Origin of the sequence: Paraburkholderia sp. CNPSo 3272 (assembly GCF_024206495.1) — a bacterium.
Classification (GTDB): domain Bacteria; phylum Pseudomonadota; class Gammaproteobacteria; order Burkholderiales; family Burkholderiaceae; genus Paraburkholderia.
In genome coordinates this window covers 12,778-33,628 of sequence record NZ_JAMBPQ010000056.1, presented here as the reverse complement: position 1 = coordinate 33,628, position 20,851 = coordinate 12,778, and the positions used below count along the sequence as shown (strand labels likewise).

General features: G+C 59.8%; 19 protein-coding genes and 1 pseudogene. 14 read left to right on the top strand and 6 right to left on the bottom strand.

Annotated elements, in window-relative coordinates:
• The first annotated feature begins 10 nt into the window (after positions 1-10).
• From M3I53_RS35030 to M3I53_RS35015, 4 genes are read left to right on the top strand one after another with little or no spacing between them, the layout of a single operon-like run.
• On the top strand, positions 11-856 hold the full coding sequence (locus M3I53_RS35030; protein WP_254320362.1) for a glycosyltransferase family 2 protein: 846 nt from the start codon (positions 11-13) through the stop codon (positions 854-856).
• Positions 853-1,809, top strand: coding sequence for an SDR family oxidoreductase (locus M3I53_RS35025; RefSeq protein WP_254320361.1), 957 nt, complete (start codon positions 853-855; stop codon positions 1,807-1,809). Before M3I53_RS35030 ends, M3I53_RS35025 begins: the two co-directional genes overlap by 4 nt.
• Before the next feature lie 9 nt (positions 1,810-1,818).
• Positions 1,819-2,853, top strand: coding sequence for a glycosyltransferase family 4 protein (locus M3I53_RS35020; protein ID WP_375542627.1), 1,035 nt, complete (start codon positions 1,819-1,821; stop codon positions 2,851-2,853).
• Entirely contained in the window at positions 2,850-4,742 is a 1,893-nt protein-coding gene (locus tag M3I53_RS35015; RefSeq protein ID WP_375542626.1) for a polysaccharide biosynthesis protein, read from the top strand. Before M3I53_RS35020 ends, M3I53_RS35015 begins: the two co-directional genes overlap by 4 nt.
• A gap of 76 nt (positions 4,743-4,818) precedes the next feature.
• Here the strand turns inward: M3I53_RS35015 and M3I53_RS35010 are convergent, their stop codons facing one another.
• The 6 genes from M3I53_RS35010 to M3I53_RS34985 form a co-directional block, all read right to left on the bottom strand.
• Positions 4,819-5,205 (bottom strand): GtrA family protein, encoded by a 387-nt coding sequence (locus M3I53_RS35010; RefSeq protein WP_254320359.1) that lies wholly within the window; start codon positions 5,203-5,205, stop codon positions 4,819-4,821.
• Positions 5,206-5,969: 764 nt separating this feature from the next.
• The gene (cysC, locus tag M3I53_RS35005; protein ID WP_254320358.1) at positions 5,970-6,830 is read right to left on the bottom strand and encodes an adenylyl-sulfate kinase; all 861 of its coding nucleotides are present in this window, start codon (positions 6,828-6,830) and stop codon (positions 5,970-5,972) included.
• Complete coding sequence (gene galE, locus M3I53_RS35000; protein WP_254320357.1) at positions 6,779-7,810, bottom strand: UDP-glucose 4-epimerase GalE; 1,032 nt, start codon at positions 7,808-7,810, stop codon at positions 6,779-6,781. The genes cysC and galE overlap by 52 nt, the downstream gene beginning before the upstream one ends.
• A 32-nt stretch (positions 7,811-7,842) precedes the next feature.
• Positions 7,843-9,003 (bottom strand): glycosyltransferase family 4 protein, encoded by a 1,161-nt coding sequence (locus M3I53_RS34995; protein ID WP_254320356.1) that lies wholly within the window; start codon positions 9,001-9,003, stop codon positions 7,843-7,845.
• Positions 9,004-9,082: 79 nt separating this feature from the next.
• Positions 9,083-10,510: a mannose-1-phosphate guanylyltransferase/mannose-6-phosphate isomerase gene (locus M3I53_RS34990; RefSeq protein WP_254320355.1), complete on the bottom strand. Its 1,428-nt coding sequence runs from the start codon at positions 10,508-10,510 to the stop codon at positions 9,083-9,085.
• 194 nt (positions 10,511-10,704) lie between these two features.
• Complete coding sequence (locus M3I53_RS34985) at positions 10,705-10,905, bottom strand: hypothetical protein (RefSeq protein WP_254320354.1); 201 nt, start codon at positions 10,903-10,905, stop codon at positions 10,705-10,707.
• Positions 10,906-11,559: 654 nt separating this feature from the next.
• Between M3I53_RS34985 and M3I53_RS34980 the strand changes: the two genes are divergently transcribed.
• The 10 genes and pseudogenes from M3I53_RS34980 (at position 11,560) to M3I53_RS34940 (ending at position 20,799) form a co-directional block, all read left to right on the top strand.
• Complete coding sequence (locus M3I53_RS34980) at positions 11,560-11,931, top strand: CidA/LrgA family protein (protein ID WP_254320353.1); 372 nt, start codon at positions 11,560-11,562, stop codon at positions 11,929-11,931.
• The gene (locus tag M3I53_RS34975; RefSeq protein WP_254320352.1) at positions 11,928-12,671 is read left to right on the top strand and encodes an LrgB family protein; all 744 of its coding nucleotides are present in this window, start codon (positions 11,928-11,930) and stop codon (positions 12,669-12,671) included. The genes M3I53_RS34980 and M3I53_RS34975 overlap by 4 nt, the downstream gene beginning before the upstream one ends.
• Positions 12,672-13,218: 547 nt before the next feature.
• Positions 13,219-13,467, top strand: a pseudogene (locus tag M3I53_RS34970) (LrgB family protein); the annotation flags it as partial.
• Positions 13,468-13,770: 303 nt separating this feature from the next.
• Positions 13,771-14,376: a hypothetical protein gene (locus M3I53_RS34965; protein WP_254320350.1), complete on the top strand. Its 606-nt coding sequence runs from the start codon at positions 13,771-13,773 to the stop codon at positions 14,374-14,376.
• 1,096 nt (positions 14,377-15,472) lie between these two features.
• Positions 15,473-16,483 (top strand): PRTRC system protein D, encoded by a 1,011-nt coding sequence (locus tag M3I53_RS34960; RefSeq protein ID WP_254320349.1) that lies wholly within the window; start codon positions 15,473-15,475, stop codon positions 16,481-16,483.
• Positions 16,480-16,815: a hypothetical protein gene (locus M3I53_RS34955; protein ID WP_254320348.1), complete on the top strand. Its 336-nt coding sequence runs from the start codon at positions 16,480-16,482 to the stop codon at positions 16,813-16,815. The genes M3I53_RS34960 and M3I53_RS34955 overlap by 4 nt, the downstream gene beginning before the upstream one ends.
• A gap of 106 nt (positions 16,816-16,921) precedes the next feature.
• On the top strand, positions 16,922-17,080 hold the full coding sequence (locus M3I53_RS34950) for a hypothetical protein (RefSeq protein WP_254320347.1): 159 nt from the start codon (positions 16,922-16,924) through the stop codon (positions 17,078-17,080).
• Positions 17,077-17,325, top strand: a complete 249-nt coding sequence (locus M3I53_RS34945; RefSeq protein ID WP_254320346.1) for a hypothetical protein — start codon at positions 17,077-17,079, stop codon at positions 17,323-17,325. Before M3I53_RS34950 ends, M3I53_RS34945 begins: the two co-directional genes overlap by 4 nt.
• Positions 17,326-19,326: 2,001 nt before the next feature.
• A complete protein-coding gene (locus tag M3I53_RS38345) occupies positions 19,327-19,455 on the top strand; it encodes a hypothetical protein (protein WP_302057972.1) in 129 nt (42 codons plus the stop codon).
• A 918-nt stretch (positions 19,456-20,373) separates the two neighbouring features.
• Complete coding sequence (locus M3I53_RS34940; RefSeq protein ID WP_254320345.1) at positions 20,374-20,799, top strand: hypothetical protein; 426 nt, start codon at positions 20,374-20,376, stop codon at positions 20,797-20,799.
• Positions 20,800-20,851: the final 52 nt, after the last annotated feature.

Here is a 20,851-nt window from a genome sequence, read left to right as displayed (position 1 = left end):
ACTACTGCACATGACAGCTACGAACACACCGCACCCTGAGACCGAAAGCTTATCCGTGTCCGTCGTCGTCTACCGGCCGGACCTGGCGCTCCTCACTCGTACGCTATCGAGCCTGGAGGCCGCATGCGACGCCTTGCGAGCGACTAATCCTGCTTTTCCGGTTGTCCTCTACCTGATTGACAATGGGGAGTTGCCGGACGTTTCCGTGCAGCTGGCCGGGCTGCGCGATCGTGGCATCCCTTCAGTTGTGCTCAGCGGCCACGGCAACGTGGGGTATGGGCGTGGTCATAACCTCGCGATAGAACGGTCCGCGAGCCAGTACCACCTCGTTCTAAACCCGGATATCGATCTCGACGCCGCAGCGTTGGTGAACGCGCTTGACTTCTTTGCGAGCCACCCTGAAGCGGGGCTTTTGACCCCACGCATCGGCGATGACGAAGGGCGTCTTCAGTACCTGTGCCGGCGATATCCCACCCTGCTGGATTTATTCATCAGGGGATTCGTGCCGCGTAGCATCAGGCGTCTGTTCGCGCGACGGCTCTCGCGCTATGAGATGCGCGATGTCATCAACGATCGCGACGTTGTCTGGGACCCTCCCATCGTTAGCGGTTGCTTCATGCTGTTTCGCACGTCGTTGCTGAAAGGGCTCGCCGGCTTCGATCCGCGCTACTTCCTGTATTTCGAGGACTACGACCTGAGCTTGCGCGCGCATGAGCGCGCGCGCGTGGTCTATACGCCCGCGGTGCGGGTGCTCCACCACGGCGGCGGCGCTTCGCGTAAAGGGTCGAAACACATTCACATGTTCGTCTCGTCGGCATTCAAATTCTTTAACCGGTTTGGCTGGAAGTGGCTATGAGTCATGTCCTCATCACCGGTGCCAACGGCTTCGTCGGACGCGCCCTATCGGGTGCGCTTTTGCGCGGCGGTCATACGACGACCGGCCTGATCCGACAGCCCGGAGGATGTGTAACCGGGGCGCAGGAATGGGTTCACACCGGTAAGAATTTCACGGGTCTGGCCGAGGCCTGGCCGGCCGCGCTTCAGGTTGACTGCGTCGTGCACCTCGCGGCGCGAGTCCACGTCATGCAGGACGCGGCTTTGGATCCGCTTGCCGAATTCCGGGCGACGAATGTTGATGGGACCTTGCGGGTCGCCAAAGCCGCCCGCGCGAAAGGTGTTCGGCGCATGGTTTTTGTCAGCAGCATCAAGGCGATGGCGGAGGCCGATGCAGGTCACCCGCTGCGCGAGGATGCGCCGCCACTTCCGCAGGATGCGTATGGACAGTCGAAATACGAGGCCGAACAGGCCTTGATCCAGTACGGCAACGAGTCTGGGCTCGAAATCGTGATCGTGCGGCCGCCACTCGTCTACGGCCCCGGCGTGCGCGCCAACTTTCTCCGTCTGATGAAGGCCATTTCCAAAGGCTTGCCGCTACCGCTTGGCGCCATACCCGCGAAGCGCAGTCTCGTCTACGTCGAAAATCTGGCCGACGCGCTGCTGCATTGCGCGACCGAGCCGAGGGCAGCAGGGCAGTGTTTTCACGTCGCAGATGGCGACGATCTGACGGTGACCGAACTGGCCCAGTCCTTGGCCAAGCACCTGCAGGCGCCGGCTCGCCTCTTGCCAGTGCCATCAGGGTGGTTGCGCGTGGCAGGCCGGTTGACCGGTGGCTCGGCACACGTCGACCGTCTAATCGGTAGTTTGCAGGTCGACACGAACCGCATTCGCACCGTGCTCGGCTGGCATCCTCCGTATTCAACCGACCAGGGGCTGGCTGCTACCGCCCGCTGGTTTCGAGCGACGCACTGAGGGTCGTCCATGGTCATGCAGGCTTCTACGACGACGCTCTGGATGGGTCCCGCGCTGGCCGCTCTCGCGGCAGCCTGCGCGTGCGCGCTGATTCTGCTGGTTTTACTGAGAACTGGCCTGGCCTGGCGCCTCGCCACCGATATTCCGAACGACCGGTCGCTTCACGTGCGTCCTACGCCACGCGTGGGCGGCTGGGGCATCGTGCCGGTCGCCGTGGGGGGCTTTCTGCTCGCCGCGCCGAGCCTTTGGTGTGCGGTCGTGGCGACTGTATTCCTCGCCGCCGTGTCTCAGGTCGATGACCGTCGCGGACTCCCAGCTCGGATCAGATTCGCGGCCCATCTGGTCGCTGTCGTCGGCTTCGTGGCGTGCTATCCGGCGCCGGTTCCTTGGTTGATCCTCGCTGCCTTGTCGTTTCTCATGCTATGGCTGGTTAACCTTTACAATTTCATGGACGGCGCGGACGGTCTCGCCGGCGGTATGGCCCTGTTTGGCTTCGGTGGTTATGCCGTGGCGGCGCTCACGGCCGCCCATCCCCAGCCCGAACTGGCCCTTGCGTGCGCTTTGGTGGCGGGCGCGGCGCTCGGCTTCCTGTTCTTCAATTTTCACCCCGCACGGATTTTCCTTGGCGACGCCGGTTCGATCTCGTTAGGCTTCCTGGCCGGCGCGTTGGGCTATTGGGGATGGCTGCGCGGCGCTTGGCCCATCTGGTTTCCCGTTGCGGTGTTTGCGCCCTTCATCATCGATGCCTCAGTGACCTTGGCGCGCCGTTTGCTGCGCGGGGAAAAGTTCTGGCAAGCTCACCGGGAGCACTACTATCAGCGTATGGTGCGTTCAGGGATGGGTCATGCCAGAACCGCCACGATCTGGTATGCGGTGATGGGGGTGGGGATAGCACTTGCGTTATTAGCACTTGGGCTGCGTCCGGCTGTTCAATGGTGCGTTGTCGCTGCGTGGATCGTTGTTCTTCTCCTTTTGGGAGTGGCAGTGGATCTTCGTTGGCGTCGCTTTCAATCAACACTGTCCGAGCAATCCTCTGAGGTATGACGCTGATGTTTAAAGGTAAAGCCTCGCTACTTTCCCTCAGTGCTTTTCTGTTCGATCTGCTCGCGGTCTCGGCGACATGGCTGAGCGCCTACGTTATTCGCTTTAACGGTTCCGTTCCGCCTGATTTCATGCGCGGTGCGTTGCATTCGCTATTCTGGGTTCTGCCGATCTACGGCCTGATGTTTCGTATTTTTGGTCTGTACCGCGGCATGTGGGTGTTCGCGAGCCTGCCGGACCTCGTGCGGATTTCAAAGTCCGTTATAGTCGGCGCGTTGGTCACGATGGTGGTGTCGGTGATGGTGCAGCCTATGCCGATCGTGCCGCGTTCCGTACTCCTCGTCTCGCCGCTGCTGTTGTTCCTCGTCATGGGCGGCTCCCGCGCGCTCTACCGCACGACCAAGGAGTTTTATCTCTACGGCGGTCTCGTTGGCGAGGGCAAGCCCGTGGTCGTGCTTGGCGCGGGCTCCGCAGGGGCGAGCCTCGCCCGAGAGCTGTCGCGCTCGAGCGAATGGCGCCTCGTTGGCCTGCTGGATGACGATGTCGCCAAACATGGGCGCGAAATCTACGGCTACAAGGTGCTGGGCTCGTTCAGCCAACTCCCGCAACTGGCGGAGTCGCTCAAGACCGAATACGCGATCATCGCGATTCCGTCTGCGCCCGTGGAAGTGCAGCGTCGCGTCGCGACGCTGTGCGTGCGCGCCGGGGTGCGCGCCTTGGTCTTGCCGAACTTGACCGCACTGACACAAGGTCAGGCGTACCTTTCGCAGATCCGGCAGATCGACCTCGAAGATCTGTTGGGTCGTGATCCTGTCAAGATCGATACGCCACACGTCGAAGCGCTGCTGCGCAATCGCGTGGTGATGGTGACGGGGGCGGGCGGCTCGATCGGCTCTGAGTTGTGCCGCCAGATCCTGCGCTTCGAGCCGGCACAACTCATCGCCTTCGATCTGTCCGAATACGCAATCTACAAGCTCACGGAAGAGCTGCATGAGCGCTTTCCGGGGTTGCCGGTGGTTGCTGTGATTGGTGACGCGAAGGATTCCTTATTGCTTGATTCGGTTCTGTCCCGGCATGCGCCGCACATCCTCTTTCACGCGGCGGCCTACAAACATGTGCCGCTGATGGAAGGGCAGAACGCGTGGCAAGCGGTTCGCAACAATGTGCTGGGGACCTACCGCGTGGCGCGGGCTGCGATCCGTCATGACGTGAAGCACTTCGTCCTGATTTCGACCGACAAGGCCGTCAATCCCACCAACGTGATGGGGGCGAGCAAGCGTCTCGCGGAGATGGCGTGTCAGGCGCTGCAGCAAACCACCACGCGTACCCAGATCGAGACGGTTCGATTCGGTAATGTGCTGGGCAGCGCGGGCAGCGTGATTCCGAAGTTTCAGCAGCAAATCGCCAAGGGCGGTCCGGTCACCGTGACGCATCCGGAGATCACGCGATTCTTCATGACGATTCCCGAGGCCTCGCAACTGGTGTTGCAGGCGTCGAGCATGGGACGTGGCGGCGAGATCTTCATTCTCGATATGGGCGAGCCGGTCAAAATTGTCGATCTGGCGCGCGATCTGATTCGCCTCTATGGGTTCAGCGAGGAGCACATCGCGATCGAGTTCACGGGGTTGCGGCCTGGCGAGAAGCTCTACGAGGAGTTGCTTGCCGACGACGAAACCACCACGCGTACGGCGCATCCCAAATTGCGTATCGCTCAGGCGCGCGGCGTGCCGGATAACCTGCTGGACGACCTGTTGCCATGGCTGATGCAGCATCGCGTATTGTCCGATCAGGATGTGCGGCGGGATCTGCGTCGCTGGGTGCCTGAATATCAGCCGACGTTGGCGCCGCCGCTGCAGAGCGTGCCTACTGTGGCGGGTGCTCGCGCGTCGTAGTATCGCGAGCGCCGAGGCGTGCCGGGATAAGAAAAAGGCGCTTGAAGCGCCTTTTTTCCATGATCAGCCGCGCTTATCAACGGTGCTTGAAGACCCATAGCTTGGCCGAGGCAAAATTGACGGCCATGCCCGCCAACGACCCGACCGCTACGCCGACGATGGGCAGGAACGGCAATCCCTTGAGCGCGATCACGGTCGCGCTATAGGCCCCATAGTTGACGATGCCGCCCACCGACATCGCGGCGAGATAACGCCACCACTCAACCCAGGCCGACTCATTGCGGCCCGAGGTAAAGGTATAACGGCGGTTGATTTGCCAGGTGGCCCAGACAGCGCACAGGAACGAAACCGCGCGACCGGCGAAATAGCCGAGGCCCACGGCGAGCGCGAGATACAGGATGCCGGCGTCGACAACGAATCCTGCCACGCCGGCAATCACGAATCGAATCACTTGCTGGCGCATACTATTAAACGCTCCAGTCGAATCGGTGATGCTTGCGCGAGAGATAGGGCATAACGTAGCTCGGTTTTGTCTGCGCGATGTCACTTCGGGTTGCCACAAGGTTGGCGAAAAGCGAGGTGTTGGACTTTGATGGCTTCGCGATCGTCGGCGATATCGCAGCAGAGGGGGAGTGGCGACGTGACCTGACCTAAGTGCGAGGACAATTCGACGGCATTTTACCCTGTGGCGTGGCCGTGCCGCGAAAATAGCCGAAGGTCGAGGAGCAGAAGTTGCATTCTTCGGAGCCCATTCCTCCGTTACAATCGCGCTGCCGCAACACGGCATTGACCGCCCACGCAAATGCTTGGACCTTTAGTGAATCGCCGTTTTCCAGGAACCGCGCTTATGCTAGTGCATGACTCCCTTTGGCGGGGAGCAATGAGAAGGGGCGCGCGCCTGGCGGGCATCAGCGTGCTTTCCGCGTGCACCACGGTGTCGCACGTCGACTCGCGGCACGACGGCCATTTGAGCCTCACGAGTCGGACGCGTTGGACCTTGACGTCTTGGAACCACGTCAGAGCCGCAGGGATGAAATATGCCGCGACCTACTGCAAAGACCACGACAGGCAGTTGCACGTCGTCGCCGAACATTCGGAAGGGATAAGGGGCGTTACAGACCAGACGGTTGAGGTGGTGTTCGACTGCTTTTGAAACGCGCGACCGAGGGTCGCGTAGTCTCGACAAGGACGCGATCGATCGCGGCCTTGTTGTTGGATGCGTGAGTGTTAGCGGCCGTGCGTACCGGTCTTGAGAAACGTCTCTTCCTCGCGAAGTGTGGCGTTCTGGACCGGGCGGAGTTCGAGCGTATCGCTGCGCGATTGCCTGAGATACTCGGCGATTCTTGCCACACAACTATCGACGTCGATGTCTTCAGTGCGAAGTATGACGTCGGGATTTGTGGGCGGACAGTACGGGGACGCGATGCCGGTGAAGCCCTTGATTTGGCCGCGTCGCGCCAGCTTGTACAGACCCTTGGGGTCGCGCGCCTCGCAAACGTCGAACGGTGTGTCGACGAACACCTCAACAAAATTGTCTGCGCCGATGATTCGCCGGGCGTTTTCGCGATGTTCAGGGTTCGGCGAGATTGTGGCCGTGACTACCAGAAAGCCTTCATTGCAGAACAGCGCAGCGACGTGCGCGACGCGCCGCAGATTCTCTGTACGGTCCTCGTCGCTGAAGCCGAGATCCGAGTTCAGTCCCGTGCGCAGGACGTCGCCGTCGAGCATGGTTGAACGCAAACCAAACGTTTGCATTCGCGCAACAAAAGCATTGGCGATAGTCGATTTACCAGCCCCGGACATGCCGGTAAGCCATACCACGACGCCGTTGGGTGCGGAAATGTCCACGGAGCCACCCCCAGTTCGATGATGCATATGGGCGAGATTGTAACGTCCTTTTAATTGCCGTAACGGCACTGTAATAAACTGCAACATCCGTTCCGCATTTGTATTAAACGCTTCGACTGTTGCAGTCGCTCGGCGGGGCGCCTCCAGCGCGGAATCAGCTTGGAACAGGCGCAATCGGGTCGTGCGGCTTACCTGAATCCGCCTGGATTCTTCTCCTGCCAGCGCCAGTGATCGACGCACATCTGCTCGATCCCGAACTCGGCCGTCCATCCGATGAGCTCTTCCGCCGCGACCGGATTCGCATAGCATTCGGCGATATCGCCGGGCCGGCGCGCGACGATCTCATAGGGCACGGGGCGCCCTGAGGCCTGTTCGAACGCCTTCACGACTTCCAACACGCTGTAGCCGCGCCCGGTGCCGAGATTTACGACCAGGCCTTCGCCACGCGAGGCAAGCGCATCAAGTGCCTTGAGGTGACCCTTCGCCAAATCAACCACGTGAATATAGTCGCGCACGCCCGTGCCATCCGGGGTCGGGTAGTCGCCACCGAACACACGCAGCTTCTCGAGCTTTCCCACCGCCACTTGCGCGACATAAGGCATGAGGTTGTTCGGAGTGCCCGCCGGATCCTCACCGATCAGCCCGCTTTCATGCGCACCCACCGGATTGAAATAGCGCAGCACGGCGATGCGCCACTCCGGGTCCGAGACCGTGATGTCGCGCAGGATCTGCTCGGCGATGAGCTTCGACTGGCCGTAGGGATTCGTTGCCGACAGCGGAAACGATTCGTCGATCGGCGAGCGTTCGGGCATGCCGTAGACCGTGGCCGAAGAGCTGAACACGAACTGCTTCACGCCGTGCTGCCGCATCACATCGAGCACCACGAGCAGGCCGTCGACGTTGTTGCGGTAGTACTCGATCGGCTTCGCCACCGATTCGCCCACGGCCTTGAGCGCCGCGAAATGAATCACGCCGGTGATGCGGTGCGCTTCGAAAACGCGCGCGAGGGCCGCGGCGTCGCGCACATCGGCTTCGTAGAACGCCACGGGCTTGCCGGTGATCTGCTCGACGCGCTTGAGCGATTCGCTGCTGCTGTTCACGAGATTGTCGATGGCGACCACTTCATAGCCGCCATTGAGCAGCTCGACGCAGGTATGCGAGCCGATATAGCCCGCACCGCCGGTGACGAGGATGGTGCCCTTTGAGTTCGTCGCAGTCATGCCGTGTTCGTTCCCGTGAAATCCAGACTCGATCAAAAAGTCGACCCGGTGATTTCCCGGATCAGTTCCCGGTAGCGTTGTACCACAACGCGCTCATCGAATTCTTTCTCGATTTTTTTCCGGCCGCGCCCGGCCATGGCGGCGCGCGCAGGCCCGTCGAGGTCCAGCATCTGCGCGAGGCTGGCAGATAGCGAGGCGGCGTCGCGCGCTTCGCATAGCAGGCCGTTCACGCCGTCGGCAACCACTTCGCGGCAACCGGGTACGTTGGTGGCCACGATCGGGCGGCCCATCGCGCTCGCCTCCATCAGTGTGCGCGGCACGCCCTCGCGATACGAGGGCAGCACGACGCAGTCCGCATCGGCGATAAAGGGGCGCACATCGGCCGTTTCGCCCAGATATTCGATCACGCCTTCGCGTTCCCAGGCCGCGACTTCATCACGTGAGATCGCGCTCGGGTTGTCCACACCCACCGGGCCGAGCAACTGGAAGCGCGCGTGTGGATAGCGCGTGCGCAGCGTGCGCGCGGCCTCGACGTACTCGCCCACGCCTTTATCCCAGAGCAGCCGGCCAATCAGAATGAAAGCAAACTCCGCGCGCTCGGGCAGCGGCGTGAAGGGAAAGTCGTCGAGATCGACGCCTTCGCCGTGCAGCAGCGTTGCGCGTTCGGGATGCGCGAGGAGATTGCCTTTCTTGAAGGCGGCCTCGTCATCCTGGTTGAGGAACCAGACTTCGCGCGGGAAGCGAAACGCGAAGCGGTAGAGGCGTTTGGCGACTTCCGCGGCGCGGCTCTTCTGGATGAACACGTAACCGAGGCCCGTAGTCACCGCGACTGAAGGCACGCGCGCAAGCCACGCAGCAATCGAGCCGTAGATGTTGGGTTTGATCGTGTAGTGGAACACGACGTCAGCCTTGAGCGCGCGATAGTGGCGATAGAGCGCAAGCAGGGTACGCAGGTCGTCGAGCGGGTTGGTGCCTTTCGAGGCAACCGGCAGTTCGACGCAGCGACAGCCCATTTGCTCGAGCGGCTCGAACGTGCGGTCTCGCGGCGCGATGACGGTCACGCGCGCGCCACTTTGTGTCAGCGCACGCAACAGCCCGCGGCGGTAGGTGTAGATCGCCCAAGCCGTGTTGCAGACGAGCGCGATGTGGAGCGTGCGGGCGCGCGAGGCGGCCGGGGAGTCGTTGAATTTCACGAAAGCTAGCGTGCCGGTTCTGATGAGGCCGGCGGGAATCCCGAAGAAGGCGATAGTTTACCGGGAAAGAATGCGCAGACTAAGACGACGTCCGTCCATACTTATCCTCGAAACGAACGATATCGTCCTCGCCTAGATAGGAGCCCGACTGGACTTCGATAAGTTCCAGCGGAATCTTGCCCGGGTTCTCCAGCCGATGTTTGTTGCCGAGTGGAATGAAGGTCGACTGGTTTTCACAGAGCAGGATGGTCTTGTCGCCGTTCGTCACCCGTGCCGTGCCTTTCACGACGATCCAGTGTTCGGCGCGATGATGATGCATTTGCAGGCTCAGTTGCGCGCCTGGATTCACGACGATACGTTTGACCTGAAAGCGATCGCCTTCGTCCACGCCTTCATACGATCCCCAAGGGCGAACTACGCGGCGCTGCGTGACCGACTCGCGGCGCCCAGAAGCGTTCAGACGCTCGACGATCTTCTTGACATCCTGCGCGTTGTCGCGATGCGCCACGAGGACGGCATCGGCCGTTTCGACGACGATCAGGTTGTCCACGCCAATGGCCGCCACCATGCGATGTTCGGCGCGTACATACGAGTTCGACACGGACTCGGCGAGCACGTCGCCGAGCAGGGCATTGCCCGAGTCGTCGAGATCCGTGAGGTCGAGCAGTGCCGTCCACGAACCGATATCGTTCCAGCCGAGTTCATGCGTTACGACGACAGCTGCGCGCGCGGTTTTCTCCATGACCGCATAGTCAACGGAGATGTTCGGGCAGGCAGCAAATGCTTCTGGCTCGAGACGAAGGAAGTCGTTGTCCCGTTGGGCCTGATTGAAAGACAGTTCGGCCTGCTCCGCGATGTTCGGCTCGTAGCGGCGCAGCTCATCGAGATACGTCGAGGCCTTCAGCATGAACATGCCGCTGTTCCAGACATAGCTTCCATCGGCGAGAAAGCGCGCAGCAGTTTGCGCATCGGGTTTCTCGACGAATGAACTTACCGTGTATGCAGAAGCGTTGTGGCTCAGTGCGTCTCCACGGCGGATGTAGCCGTAGCCAGTATGCGGCTCATCGGGCGCGACGCCGAACGTCACTAGGTACTGGTCCGAGGCGACTTGAGCCGCCGTGCCGATCGCCTCGCGAAATACCTTCTCGTTGCGGATAACATGATCGGAAGGCAGCACGAGCAGAGCGGCGTCGGCGTTTTGCTGTAGCGCGACGTGAGCCGCTACCGCAATCGCCGGGGCGGTGTTGCGGCCGAACGGCTCGAGCACGATCGAGGAGGGCGCCACGCCAACCTGGCGTAGTTGCTCGGCGACGACGAAGCGCTGTTCGTTGTTCGTGATGACAATAGGCGCCGCGACGCCGTCGGTGTCGCGCAGGCGCAGGACCGTTTGCTGGACCAGCGTTTGCGCGCCGACCAGCTTGAGATATTGCTTTGGATAGCCGCCTCGCGACATCGGCCAGAGGCGGCTTCCGCTACCGCCGCAGAGAACGACCGGAAAAATGTGCATCGCGTAACCCTGATCAGATTGAGTACTCCCGTATCGGGGTTATCGGCAACTGGAGCGCATCCATGAGGTTTTTTTGCTGGCGGCCGTTGGCACTGTGATGCGCGTTCGCGAGGCAGAGGTGTGTGGCTTTGGTCGGCGTGGCGTCCCATGGCATCGGCACCAAGCGCGATTTCAGGTGCACGCGGGAGCATCTCTCAGCGCGGGGGGATTTCGGCGCACACGCCCAGGTTCGCCCCATTGCCACGGGGCGCCCGCGTTTCCTTCCCGCTCTCATCCTCGAATGCACCGCGCTTCAGGGCCTCGATTGTTTCCGGCCGCGTGGACGGAAACCATGTGATGCGCCCTGCCACTTCAATCCCAACTTGCTTTCCCTTCCAGTAGACGGCGTTTTCCATTTCGACGGTCTCCTTGGGTTGACCCTGCCGGCGGGAACGCCAATTATGCGCCCGGTCAAACAAAGCGGCGCGTGCGGTACTGCATACGGTACTGATGCCGAAGGGAATTCGTCGGGGAGACCAAACTCAAGCGGAGTGCGCTGGCGTGTCCGGCGGCTGGCCTTGTCGAGAGAAAGGGGGCGGCATTCCCTCGCTCGCCGCCGTGTTTGACGGTCAGCCTTGGAAGGAGTCGGATTTGAGATCCGTGCGTTGCGCAATCACAGCTAGAACGGCCAGCATGGTCGCGTAGAAAAGACACGGTGCTCTTCAGGTCGAAGGTCTCGACTGTCAACCCGAAGACGAAAAACATCAGAACGAAGGTTAGCCCCATGAGCGCCGTACGTCGCGTCGTCCTGGAGGTGGACTTGAGCTTCGCCGAGAAAGGTATTGTGCGCGGACATTTCCTCGTTCGAGGCCGCACCCAAAAGACTGCGCACTACTTCGGTGAACACGACCGGCCCGATAAAAATCGGACGCAAAGGAATTCAAGTAGTCTACAGCGGCGCACAAGGATGGCCATATCGCACGCTAGTATGACGATTCGCTGCACCTCACCCGCCATTGGGCTACACTGCGCGCGCCGCGCATGTTTCCAGCCCCGCCATAGCCTCAGCCATGCTTCGTTCCCTTGCCGCCCTCCTGATCTTCCAGTGTCTCGGCGAGAGCGTCTCGTACGTGTTCTCGCTGCCCGTGCCCGGTCCCGTGATCGGCATGCTGCTCCTGTTCGCCTTCGCGTTGATGCGGCCCGCCGCTGCGGAGGCCATCGAGCCGACAGCGCTCGAATTGCTGCGCCATCTCTCGCTGCTCTTCATTCCCGCGGGCGTGGGCATCATGGTGTCCGCGCAGGCCGTACGCGGCGAGGCATTCGCCGTAATCGCGAGTCTTGTCGTGAGTACGACGCTCGGCATCGCGGTGACGGCGCTCGTCACGCGCGCGCTGCTGCGTCGCCAGCGGCGCAACCCAACGGCCGGGGAGGGCGCATCGTGAATGGTCACCTGCCCCTCACGAAGCTCGACGCGATCTGGGTCTATCTCGCCGCCTCGCCGCTGCTCGGCTTGACGGTGACGCTCGTCGCTTATCTCATCGCCATCAATATTTATGCGCGCGCAAAGCACAATCCGCTCGCGAACCCGGTGTTGATCGCCGTGGCGCTCGTCGTCGCCGCGCTCAAGATCACGGATACGCCGTATCGCACGTATTTCGAGGGCGCACAGTTCGTGCACTTCCTGCTTGGCCCGGCGACGGTCGCGCTCGCCCTGCCGCTCTATCGTCAGTGGGAGAAGCTCAAGCGCGGCGCGCTGCCGTTGCTCGGCGGGCTGGTTGCGGGCTCGCTCACGGCGATCGTGTCTGCGGTCGGCGTCGCGAAGCTCTTCGGCGCCTCGCATCAGACCATCGCTTCGCTCGCGCCGAAGTCCGTTACCACTCCTATCGCGATGGCCGTCGCCGACAAGATCGGCGGCATCCCATCGCTCACCGCCGTGCTCGTGATATCAACGGGCGTGTTCGGCGCGGTGACCGCGCGATGGATTCTCAATGTGATTCGTGTGCGTGAAACAGAAGTGCGTGGCTTCGCGATCGGCGTCGCGTCGCATGGCATCGGCACCGCGCGCGCGTTTCAGGTGAGCGAGGAGATGGGCGCGTTTTCCGGGCTTGGTATGGGTCTCAACGGTGTGTTCACTGCGTTCGTCGTGCCTGTATTGCTGCCAGTCCTTCTGCGGTGGTTATAGAAAAATCTTTTGGCCCTGCCGGCGGGATGCTCCACTAGGAAATTCGGCAGTCCGGTGGTTTAGGCGCCTAAACGGCTAAAGCCGGAACGGCGCTGTTTTTGTGGAGCTTTTGACGGGATTTCGACCGCGGACGGCACTGCCGTCGGTTCAAATGGTTCACACCTTGCGCGTGCGGCTAAGCTGTTGACTTTAAAAAGAAAAATGCAGTTGGAAGTTGCGTTTCCGTTTAGGCGCCTAAACGCAATAATTGCGATATTTGATTTAATTGTGATGAGACTGAGAGGTTTTTGACTTCATTGCCCGATATCTGAAAGGTAATCCGCCCAGAAAATTGATTTTCGTGGCCCTACGTCGGACCCAATACGAAGCAATTAAGTCCATGCCGGCTGTTGAGTCCGCTATCCGCGACGAAAACATCGATCTGCTGACCAGCGATCTACGAATTGGCGTACCGTGCGGGTATCGGCCGATTGCTGCGCCTGCGCTTGCGCACCCTGTACACCCGAAGCGCAAATAGACCATCGTCGAGTAGGCGGGTGGCGGGTCTTCGCTCACCGCCGTGCCAGTTATCTCGACGAGAGTATTCGGCGCCGTGAGCGCGCGATGGACCTTCGATGTTTTGCGTCTGCGCATGGCAATGCTGCGTGGCTTTGCGGTTGGCTTGGCTTCATACGCTATCGGCGCTGCGCGAGCGTTCCAGGTGAGCGCGGAGAGGGGGACTTGTTCTGCTCTCGTGCCCAACGGCGTTTCCACTGACTGCGCACGTTTTGCACGCCCACGAATATTGATCGCGTAAAAATCACCGTTAAATTAATGAGTTGTACGACTCCGCAGACTAATGATCTCCTGCAGGCAGCTGCAACTCTTGGAACAGAATGGCGGTGTTTCTGTGAAGCTTTAGGACCTTCCTCCTTCGCCAGGCTACGTCATAATGGTACATAAGTTGCACATACACTTCTTTCCTCTCGGAAGAAAAAGGATGTTAAATCAATTATTTGCATAAGCCTTGGCCGAGCTGTCACCGTTTGGGCGCCAAAACGGCGACGGTAAACGAGAGTATGCGTGTCAACCAGTTTATGCGTTCCCTAGGAGCCGCACGATGACTGTTACGAACGATGACCTGGAGAACAGCAGAAAGCTTAATTCCAGCTCCCACAGGACGTTTCGCTTCGACCCGGCCATGGCGCCCGCCCGCCTTGGCAGGTTCTATAGCCGCATGCTTCTGACGGGAGTCTGGCCGTCTCAACGTGCCTTGGCTGCGGCGCTTTCTGTTTCTAATAGCCATGTCTCCCGCTGCATCTCCATCTCCGGCCTTTCAGGGTCAATTTTGGAGGCGTTCGGGGGGGAAAAATACGTCAGCTTCAGGCTCGGCAAGGAACTATTGAAGTTGACCCGGGAAATCAAATCCCAAGAATTGCGTAAGCGCGCGCTGAAAGTAAAAGTTATGGAGCTCGTTGACCCGAATGAGATCTTGCAGGTCTTGAGAAGCGGTGACGCCCCTGCTCGTATGAGGGCGCGTCTATCGATCTCGGTCGATCGCAGCGGGAAGGTGCTACGCATCGAGGGCCCAGATGTCGAGAAGTTGACTCGGAAGCTCGGCGTGCTAAGAAACGCCATCGAGAATTGTTTAAAAGACATCAATGTAACCGGCCGAGCTTACGGCGACATGGCGCTGGAGCACGATTCGAGCCTCGAAAGGCCTTGACGAGCCGCACCAAGAACCTAGCCCGGTCGGTTGTAGCGTTCGCGGAAAGGCCCGTCCGTTTTGCTGCAGCCTTGGCGACGATCGGTCGCCTGTAATGTCCGGTATGATCGACCAGTTGGTCCATCGGTTCCGACACCCGCCCGTGCGCCATTTGCCATCAATGACTCGCTCGACGCATTGACGGGCTGTAGTCATAAGTGCCCTTTCGGGCGCGGCGGTGCACGATGAGTAGGTCCATACGGCTGTACGTCATCTGGAAATGCTGTCCAAGGGTCGGTGCGCGAGCGCGCCTGCTCTGGACCACGATCCTCAATGTGGGAAACCGTCGATCAGCCATGGGGACAATCCGCATTGTTCGCCGACCACGGGTTGTCTCTGTGTGCTACGTGGCTGGCGCAGGCAAATGTGTCGCTGTTCGACGTCGTCCCAGCTCGGCATAGTGCCGAATTCGGTTACGCTTATCGCACGACGCGTGCCATCCGTTGCATGCCCGTTTAGGCGCCTAAACGCCTAAACCCGAAATGATGCAGTTTTTGTGAAGCTTTCGGCATTTGCTCCGCCATAGAAGACTGAAAACTATCGGCTATCTCAACCGGCTGTACTGCTTTCAAACTTCAACAAATCTGGGGCGGCCGCGCCTCCTTCCCCGCCCTGCAGCGGGTGCAGCGTCGCTTTATCTTCTCTATCTACCCTGATTGCGACCGGTCGTATCGATATCGGGTTGTCCGCGATTTGACGCTGCTGCGGCGTGGTTAGAGCCGCCCCATCAATCGTTGGAGCTGATTCGATTGAACTGAGTCTTCACGAGCGTGAAGCGCGGTCAGCGTGCCCTCGCGGCCGCGGGATTCCGGCACGGTGGGTCAGATAGAGCGCAAGTGGTGACCGTTATCGGTCGATACCCCGGTGACGCTCCAGACAGTGCCAACGATAGGTCAAAAGCCCCCTGTTCTTGTGAGCATTCACCGACTTTCTCCCTCGTCGTGCTCGATAGACTCAATACAGCAAAGTCGGAGTTGGATACGAAAACGAAGCGAAGGAAAAACTCGTCTCCGACTTTCGCACAATCCTGTCAACTCCACGCTCAAGGAGACCGAACTTGAAAACTCCCGTCTTCGCCGTTGATGTCGGCTACGGCAATACGAAGTACGCATACCGCGCCGCGAATGGTGCGGTAACCACCGGCATATTTCCTTCGCTCGCTCCGCTGGCCGCGAGCCGCGCGCTTTCCGCTTACAGTGAGAGTGTGTTTTCCACACGCAAGGTCGCGAAGATGTCGATCGAGGGCATCGAATACGAAGTTGGCCCTGATGTGCCGATAACTGCGGCTTACGGCAGGACAGGCCGCGCGCTCGCCGACGCCTATGTGTCGACCGACAACTATGCGGCGTTGCTTTTTGGCGCGTTTCATTTCGCCGGTGTCACCCACATCGAGCGCCTTGTCTTGGGTCTGTCCGTTCACAACCTGGAAACATATTCGACGGAGCTAAAGCTGCAGTTCGCCGGAGAACATGACTTTGGTCACGGCCGCGTCGTGGTCGAGAAGGTGGTGGTCATCCCGCAGCCTCTGGGTTCGCTTGCGTTTGCGGCCAGCCGCCGCCGCGGTGGCCTTGGACGTGACGATTCGCACCTTCTGGTCGATGTAGGCTACTTCACGACGGACTGGATCTGCGCGAAAGGCTTCACGATGGACGATAACCGCAGTGGCGGCATTCCCGGTGGTGTATCACACGTTTGTCAGCGGATCGCGAAACTCATTTCACGTGACGAAGGCGAGCAGGTCGACGACATCGAGCGTATCGACAAGGCGTTGCGTGAGAGGGCACCCTTCTATCTATATGGCAAGAAGATGGATCTCGCACGGTATGTCGCATTGGCCGACCCGATCATGGCTGGCGTTGCGACCGAAATGCAGAACGAAGTCGGTCGCTTGCACGACATACGCTCGATCATTCTTTCGGGCGGTGGTGCAGCGCTCTACAGCATTGCGATCCGTCGCGCGTTCCCGCGTGCTGTCATCGAATTGATTGACTCGCCGTGCCTCGCAAACGCGCACGGATTTTTGATCGTTGGCGAAGCTGGACTCGTGCGAGAACGGGGTGCGGCATGAACGGCAAAATCAAGATGGAGATCACGATCAACCCTCTTGTCTCTCCGTTGCTGTACGAACGATTGAGTCGCTGTACTACGGCACGCGAACGCGCAGCGGTATTCAGGTCGCTCGCCGAGGGGCACCTCCGTGCAGAGTCGATGCAGCGTACGGGGGCATCACACCTTCAGGCCGCTTTAACCACGTCGGCGCACCCCAAAACGTCGAGGTTATCAGCGAACGAGGTGATCGCGACCGAAGGCTTCCAGACTCTGAGCGCAGATGATGCGGCGCACCTTACGCCGAAGTTCAGCGTAGAACTGCTCAATCAACTGGCCGGTTACCTCGACTAGCTACGCGAACTTGACTTTCCCAGCAGCGTGCAAGGATGAGTTCAGACCCGGGTGACGCAGCGCGTCGCGCTGCGCACCCGGGGACCTACGTCAAGGGAAAATCGACATGGAATATGAACGGCTCTATGCCATCCTCCACGGCCAACGTCTGGATGAGCCACTCTCCTGGATCTATCTTGCGGCGCTGGTCGCAGTAGCGATCGCGGGTTGGAAATTCGGCGGAGTTCTTTTCGACGCACGACATCGCCGGGAGGACGAGCAATGAAAGGTCTCCAGGCAGCAGTGAGAATATTTCTAGGCTGGCACTGGCTTGCGCGACGTGCTTCGATTGCGATCTTCTGCTATCTGCTCGCGCTTGTCGGTCTGTTGTTTTACGCAGGGGGTATGCCGGAGGGCGGCAAGTTTCTTTTTACTGTTGGCAGCTTGGGCTTTAGTTGGGCGATCGGATTCCTCTATCTGATACGAATGATTTTTTTCCTGCTTCTGCGGTGCCGTCGCCTGTTCATGTAGATCTGGACGCTTCGGACGGGCCACGAAGCAGTGGCTCGCAACCGAGGGGAAACACCGTCGCCCCGTCTTTTGCTCTACCGACCTTTGTCCATCGGATCGGATCAACGGAAGCGTCGGGTCCTCACCAAGCGCTGCTCGAATCGAAGGCGCGCGTGTCCAACGATGCGAGCGGATCGGCGATACAGCTCGACAAATCGCCTTGTCAGCGGCGGGCCTTTGAGATTACAGGGTGGAAAGGGCCGGAGACGAGTTCCGTGCTACCGGCCGAACCTCTGACTCCTTCCACGGATAGACGCCTGGGGCCGGCTTTTTTACACCTGTGAATTGCACTCGTGATAGTCGAACCCGCCCGCCCAACGCCCGTTCTGCAAGAAGAAGCGCGGCGGAGTTCTGCACCGGCTGCGGGACGTATGGCGAGAAAAGCCGAGTGATTTGGGGCTTCTATCGCCAGACCAAGCGCCGAAAGCTCGACAGAAATTGCATCATTCCGGGTTTAGCCTTTTAGGCGCCTAAACGAGAAATTGGCGAAACGGCGCGCGCTGCTTGGGGACACCGAGTTTGCCTATGCACGGAGACAGTGTTTTGCGGCGACATGAGGGGCGGTTCCCAGCATCAAGCGACTGGAGCCAGCGCGTGCCTTGCGTGGACCCACTCGCGGGCGCCTGCGCGACCGGGTTTCAGCAGAAATTGACAGACTGGCTGGGGCAGCCCTTCGTCGCGAAGAGGGGCTGCCGCAGCCGTGATACTCTCAATACTGGTGTCATCTACGGACTGGGAATGACGATGGGTTGGAGTTTCTTCGCACTGGCTGTCGCCCTCGTGCTCGGCGCTTTGGGCCTGGTCATGGACCACAACGGTCGCAAGGCGGACCGCGAACGCGTAACCGGTGGGCGGCGATACAACGGAGATTGAATACAGATTTTCCAAGCTCGTAGCTAAAGGTAGCGTTCGCGGATCTCCTCATGCATAGCATGTGCGGCCCGCTTGTTGGCAACAGGCGACCCCGGAAGAGCAGGGGTATGTCGGATAGTGAAAGGAGCGGTTTATTCCCGCGTCCCTGTCAATGGACGACTAAAACGAGGCGATATACGCGTTTTTCTGAAACAATTACGGGGATTTATGCCAGAAAGTAGCGCAATCGTTGCAAACCCCGAATTAAAGGTTGCCGGCAGTCGCGTGTCGGATCGTTGGGGCACACACTATTGGCTCCTCGGCGACGAACGGCGGATCAAAAGCTGCGTGAAAAGCGTCATCATTTCGCTAAAAGCGTTGCAGGCGCCTGCAACGCTTGGCCGCCCTTCACGTCGCACGACGGTTCCAAAATTGCGCGGCTTGGTATTGTCGCGCTGTTCGTCGCATTTGGGCTGTGCGGCCTTGCCATCATTCCGGATCGAAGCCGCCAGCAAAGCTGGGAGCGCCGTGCAACCAGGATGTACTCTCCGCGGAGGAAATAACAATGAGCTTCGCCGTTTTTGCTTTGATTATCGGGTTGGCCATCTGCTGGTATGGCGGCTATATGACCAGGAAGGGCCGGGAGGCGGATCGTGAACGCCGTTCGCGATCGGACTGAGCGGACGACAGCAGCGTGAGCCTCAGCTGTCCAGTCGTTGTCGCGCATTCGGTTGCGGTTATTTACATTGCTGGGAGCTCTTCCGAGCGTTTGATGCCCGGCACCTAGGCGTGCATGGGACGCTTGGGTGGCTATCCAGGTTGAAGGCTGGCGGGCGCTCTACATTGGACGCATCGCAGTGGTTGGAACAGGATGCGCACTTTTCGACAAACAGGCGAGGGCGGCTGCTGATGGTTGAGCACCTACACCGGCGCGGTGTTACCCTATCACTGGAATGCATCCACGGTCGGAGAAACATGATGGGCTGGAGTTTTGGTGCACTGGGAGTCGCTATCTTACTTGCCGCGATGGGCCTGATCATGGATCGCGACGGTCGCGAGGCTGACCCCGAACGCGCAACTCGAGGACGTCGATAACAACGGAGACTGAATATGGGTTTCGGTATTGTCGCGGTGATCGTTGCGTTGGGCCTGTGCGGGGTCGGCATGATCGTGGAGCGCAACGGTCGCAAGGCTGACAGCAAACGTGCCAAAAGAAGACATCTAGTCCGCGGAGAATAATCATGAATTTTGGACTCTTTGCTCTGGCTATTGCGTTGTCCTTCTCCTTTTACGGCGGCTATATGGTGAAGAAGGGCCGTGAGGCGGATCGTGCGCGCCGCTCGCGGTCGCAGTAAATGGACGACGCGACTCTAACCTCGGTATCGGCTACTGACTGAGAACGATGAAGGACTGGAGTTTCGCTACGCTGGCAGTCGCCATCATACTCGGAGCGTTTGCCTTGGTTTTGGACCGCGGCGGTCGCAAGGCAGACCACGAATGAGCAAACAGAGGGCATTCACTCCACGGAGAATGAGCATGGGTTTTTCACTTTTTACTCTTTGTTTCGGGTTGGTTATCTACTTTTACGGTGGCTATATGGTGAAAAAGAGCCGTGAGGCGGATCGTGAGCGCCGCGTGCGTTGGCACTGAGCGAACGACTGCTGCTTCAGCTTTCACTATCGATTTCAATCAGGGCCGCGTTTTCGTACGCGGCCTTCTGTATTTCTGGCCGGTTTCGTGGATTCGATGCTTGGACTTCTGCGCCCTGCACGCCGTGCGTTGCACCTGTCAGCGTAATCGACAAACCTCGCAGCCTGTCTTGCGTAGATGGTGCGAAGGAGCGTTGCCTGCGTCGGTGCCTTACCCGGAGCCGCTCGCTGGTTGTGACATCACGACGAATGAACGGAACGTGAAGAACGTTGCGTTCCAACGCGATGCCGGTTCTTGACATATGCCGACGCCATTCCATTTAAAAACCGTAGCCACTCCCTAACGTCGGTGCTGCCGGTGTCTTGGCTGGCATCGTACTGGTGCCATTTAGATATCCTGACGACATTCTCCGCCGCAAGCTTGACTTTGCGATGGTGGGGGAATACTGGGCTGGCGAACGTCCTCCGGAACGAGGCGATCGCTAACCTAGCTAACAGGAGAGCTGAGATGATGTTCGATGAAACGCCTCGATGCCAGCGTGCCAGGGATCTCGGGTTTGCTGAATTCAGATGCGGTGTTGAGATGACACACGGACAGCACGACGAACCATGCGCCTTCAATGGCGCAGCGGATGGTTTGCATTGTCGCTGTTGCTTGATCGGATGCGTTGACAAACGGGAAAGCTGGACAGCTTCCTATGTCCGGACGAGGCTAAGAATGATGGCGGGCGATATTTTTTCGGTATCCCGCCATACCACCGACTTCGCTTCGCGTGCGTTGCAGGATCGTTTCGTCTCGGACACGGATGCCGTTCTGAAACGAGTCCTTGACCTTGCCGCTCTGCGTTATCTGCGTGATGGTTCGACTACCGTCACGCAGGAGGACGTGACAGACGCGTTGCGCTTGTTACTCATGGAGGCCAGCCGCCCGTGAAGAGTCGGACAGGCGAGAGCCAGGATCCGAATCGGCACGAGCCGGATCGCGC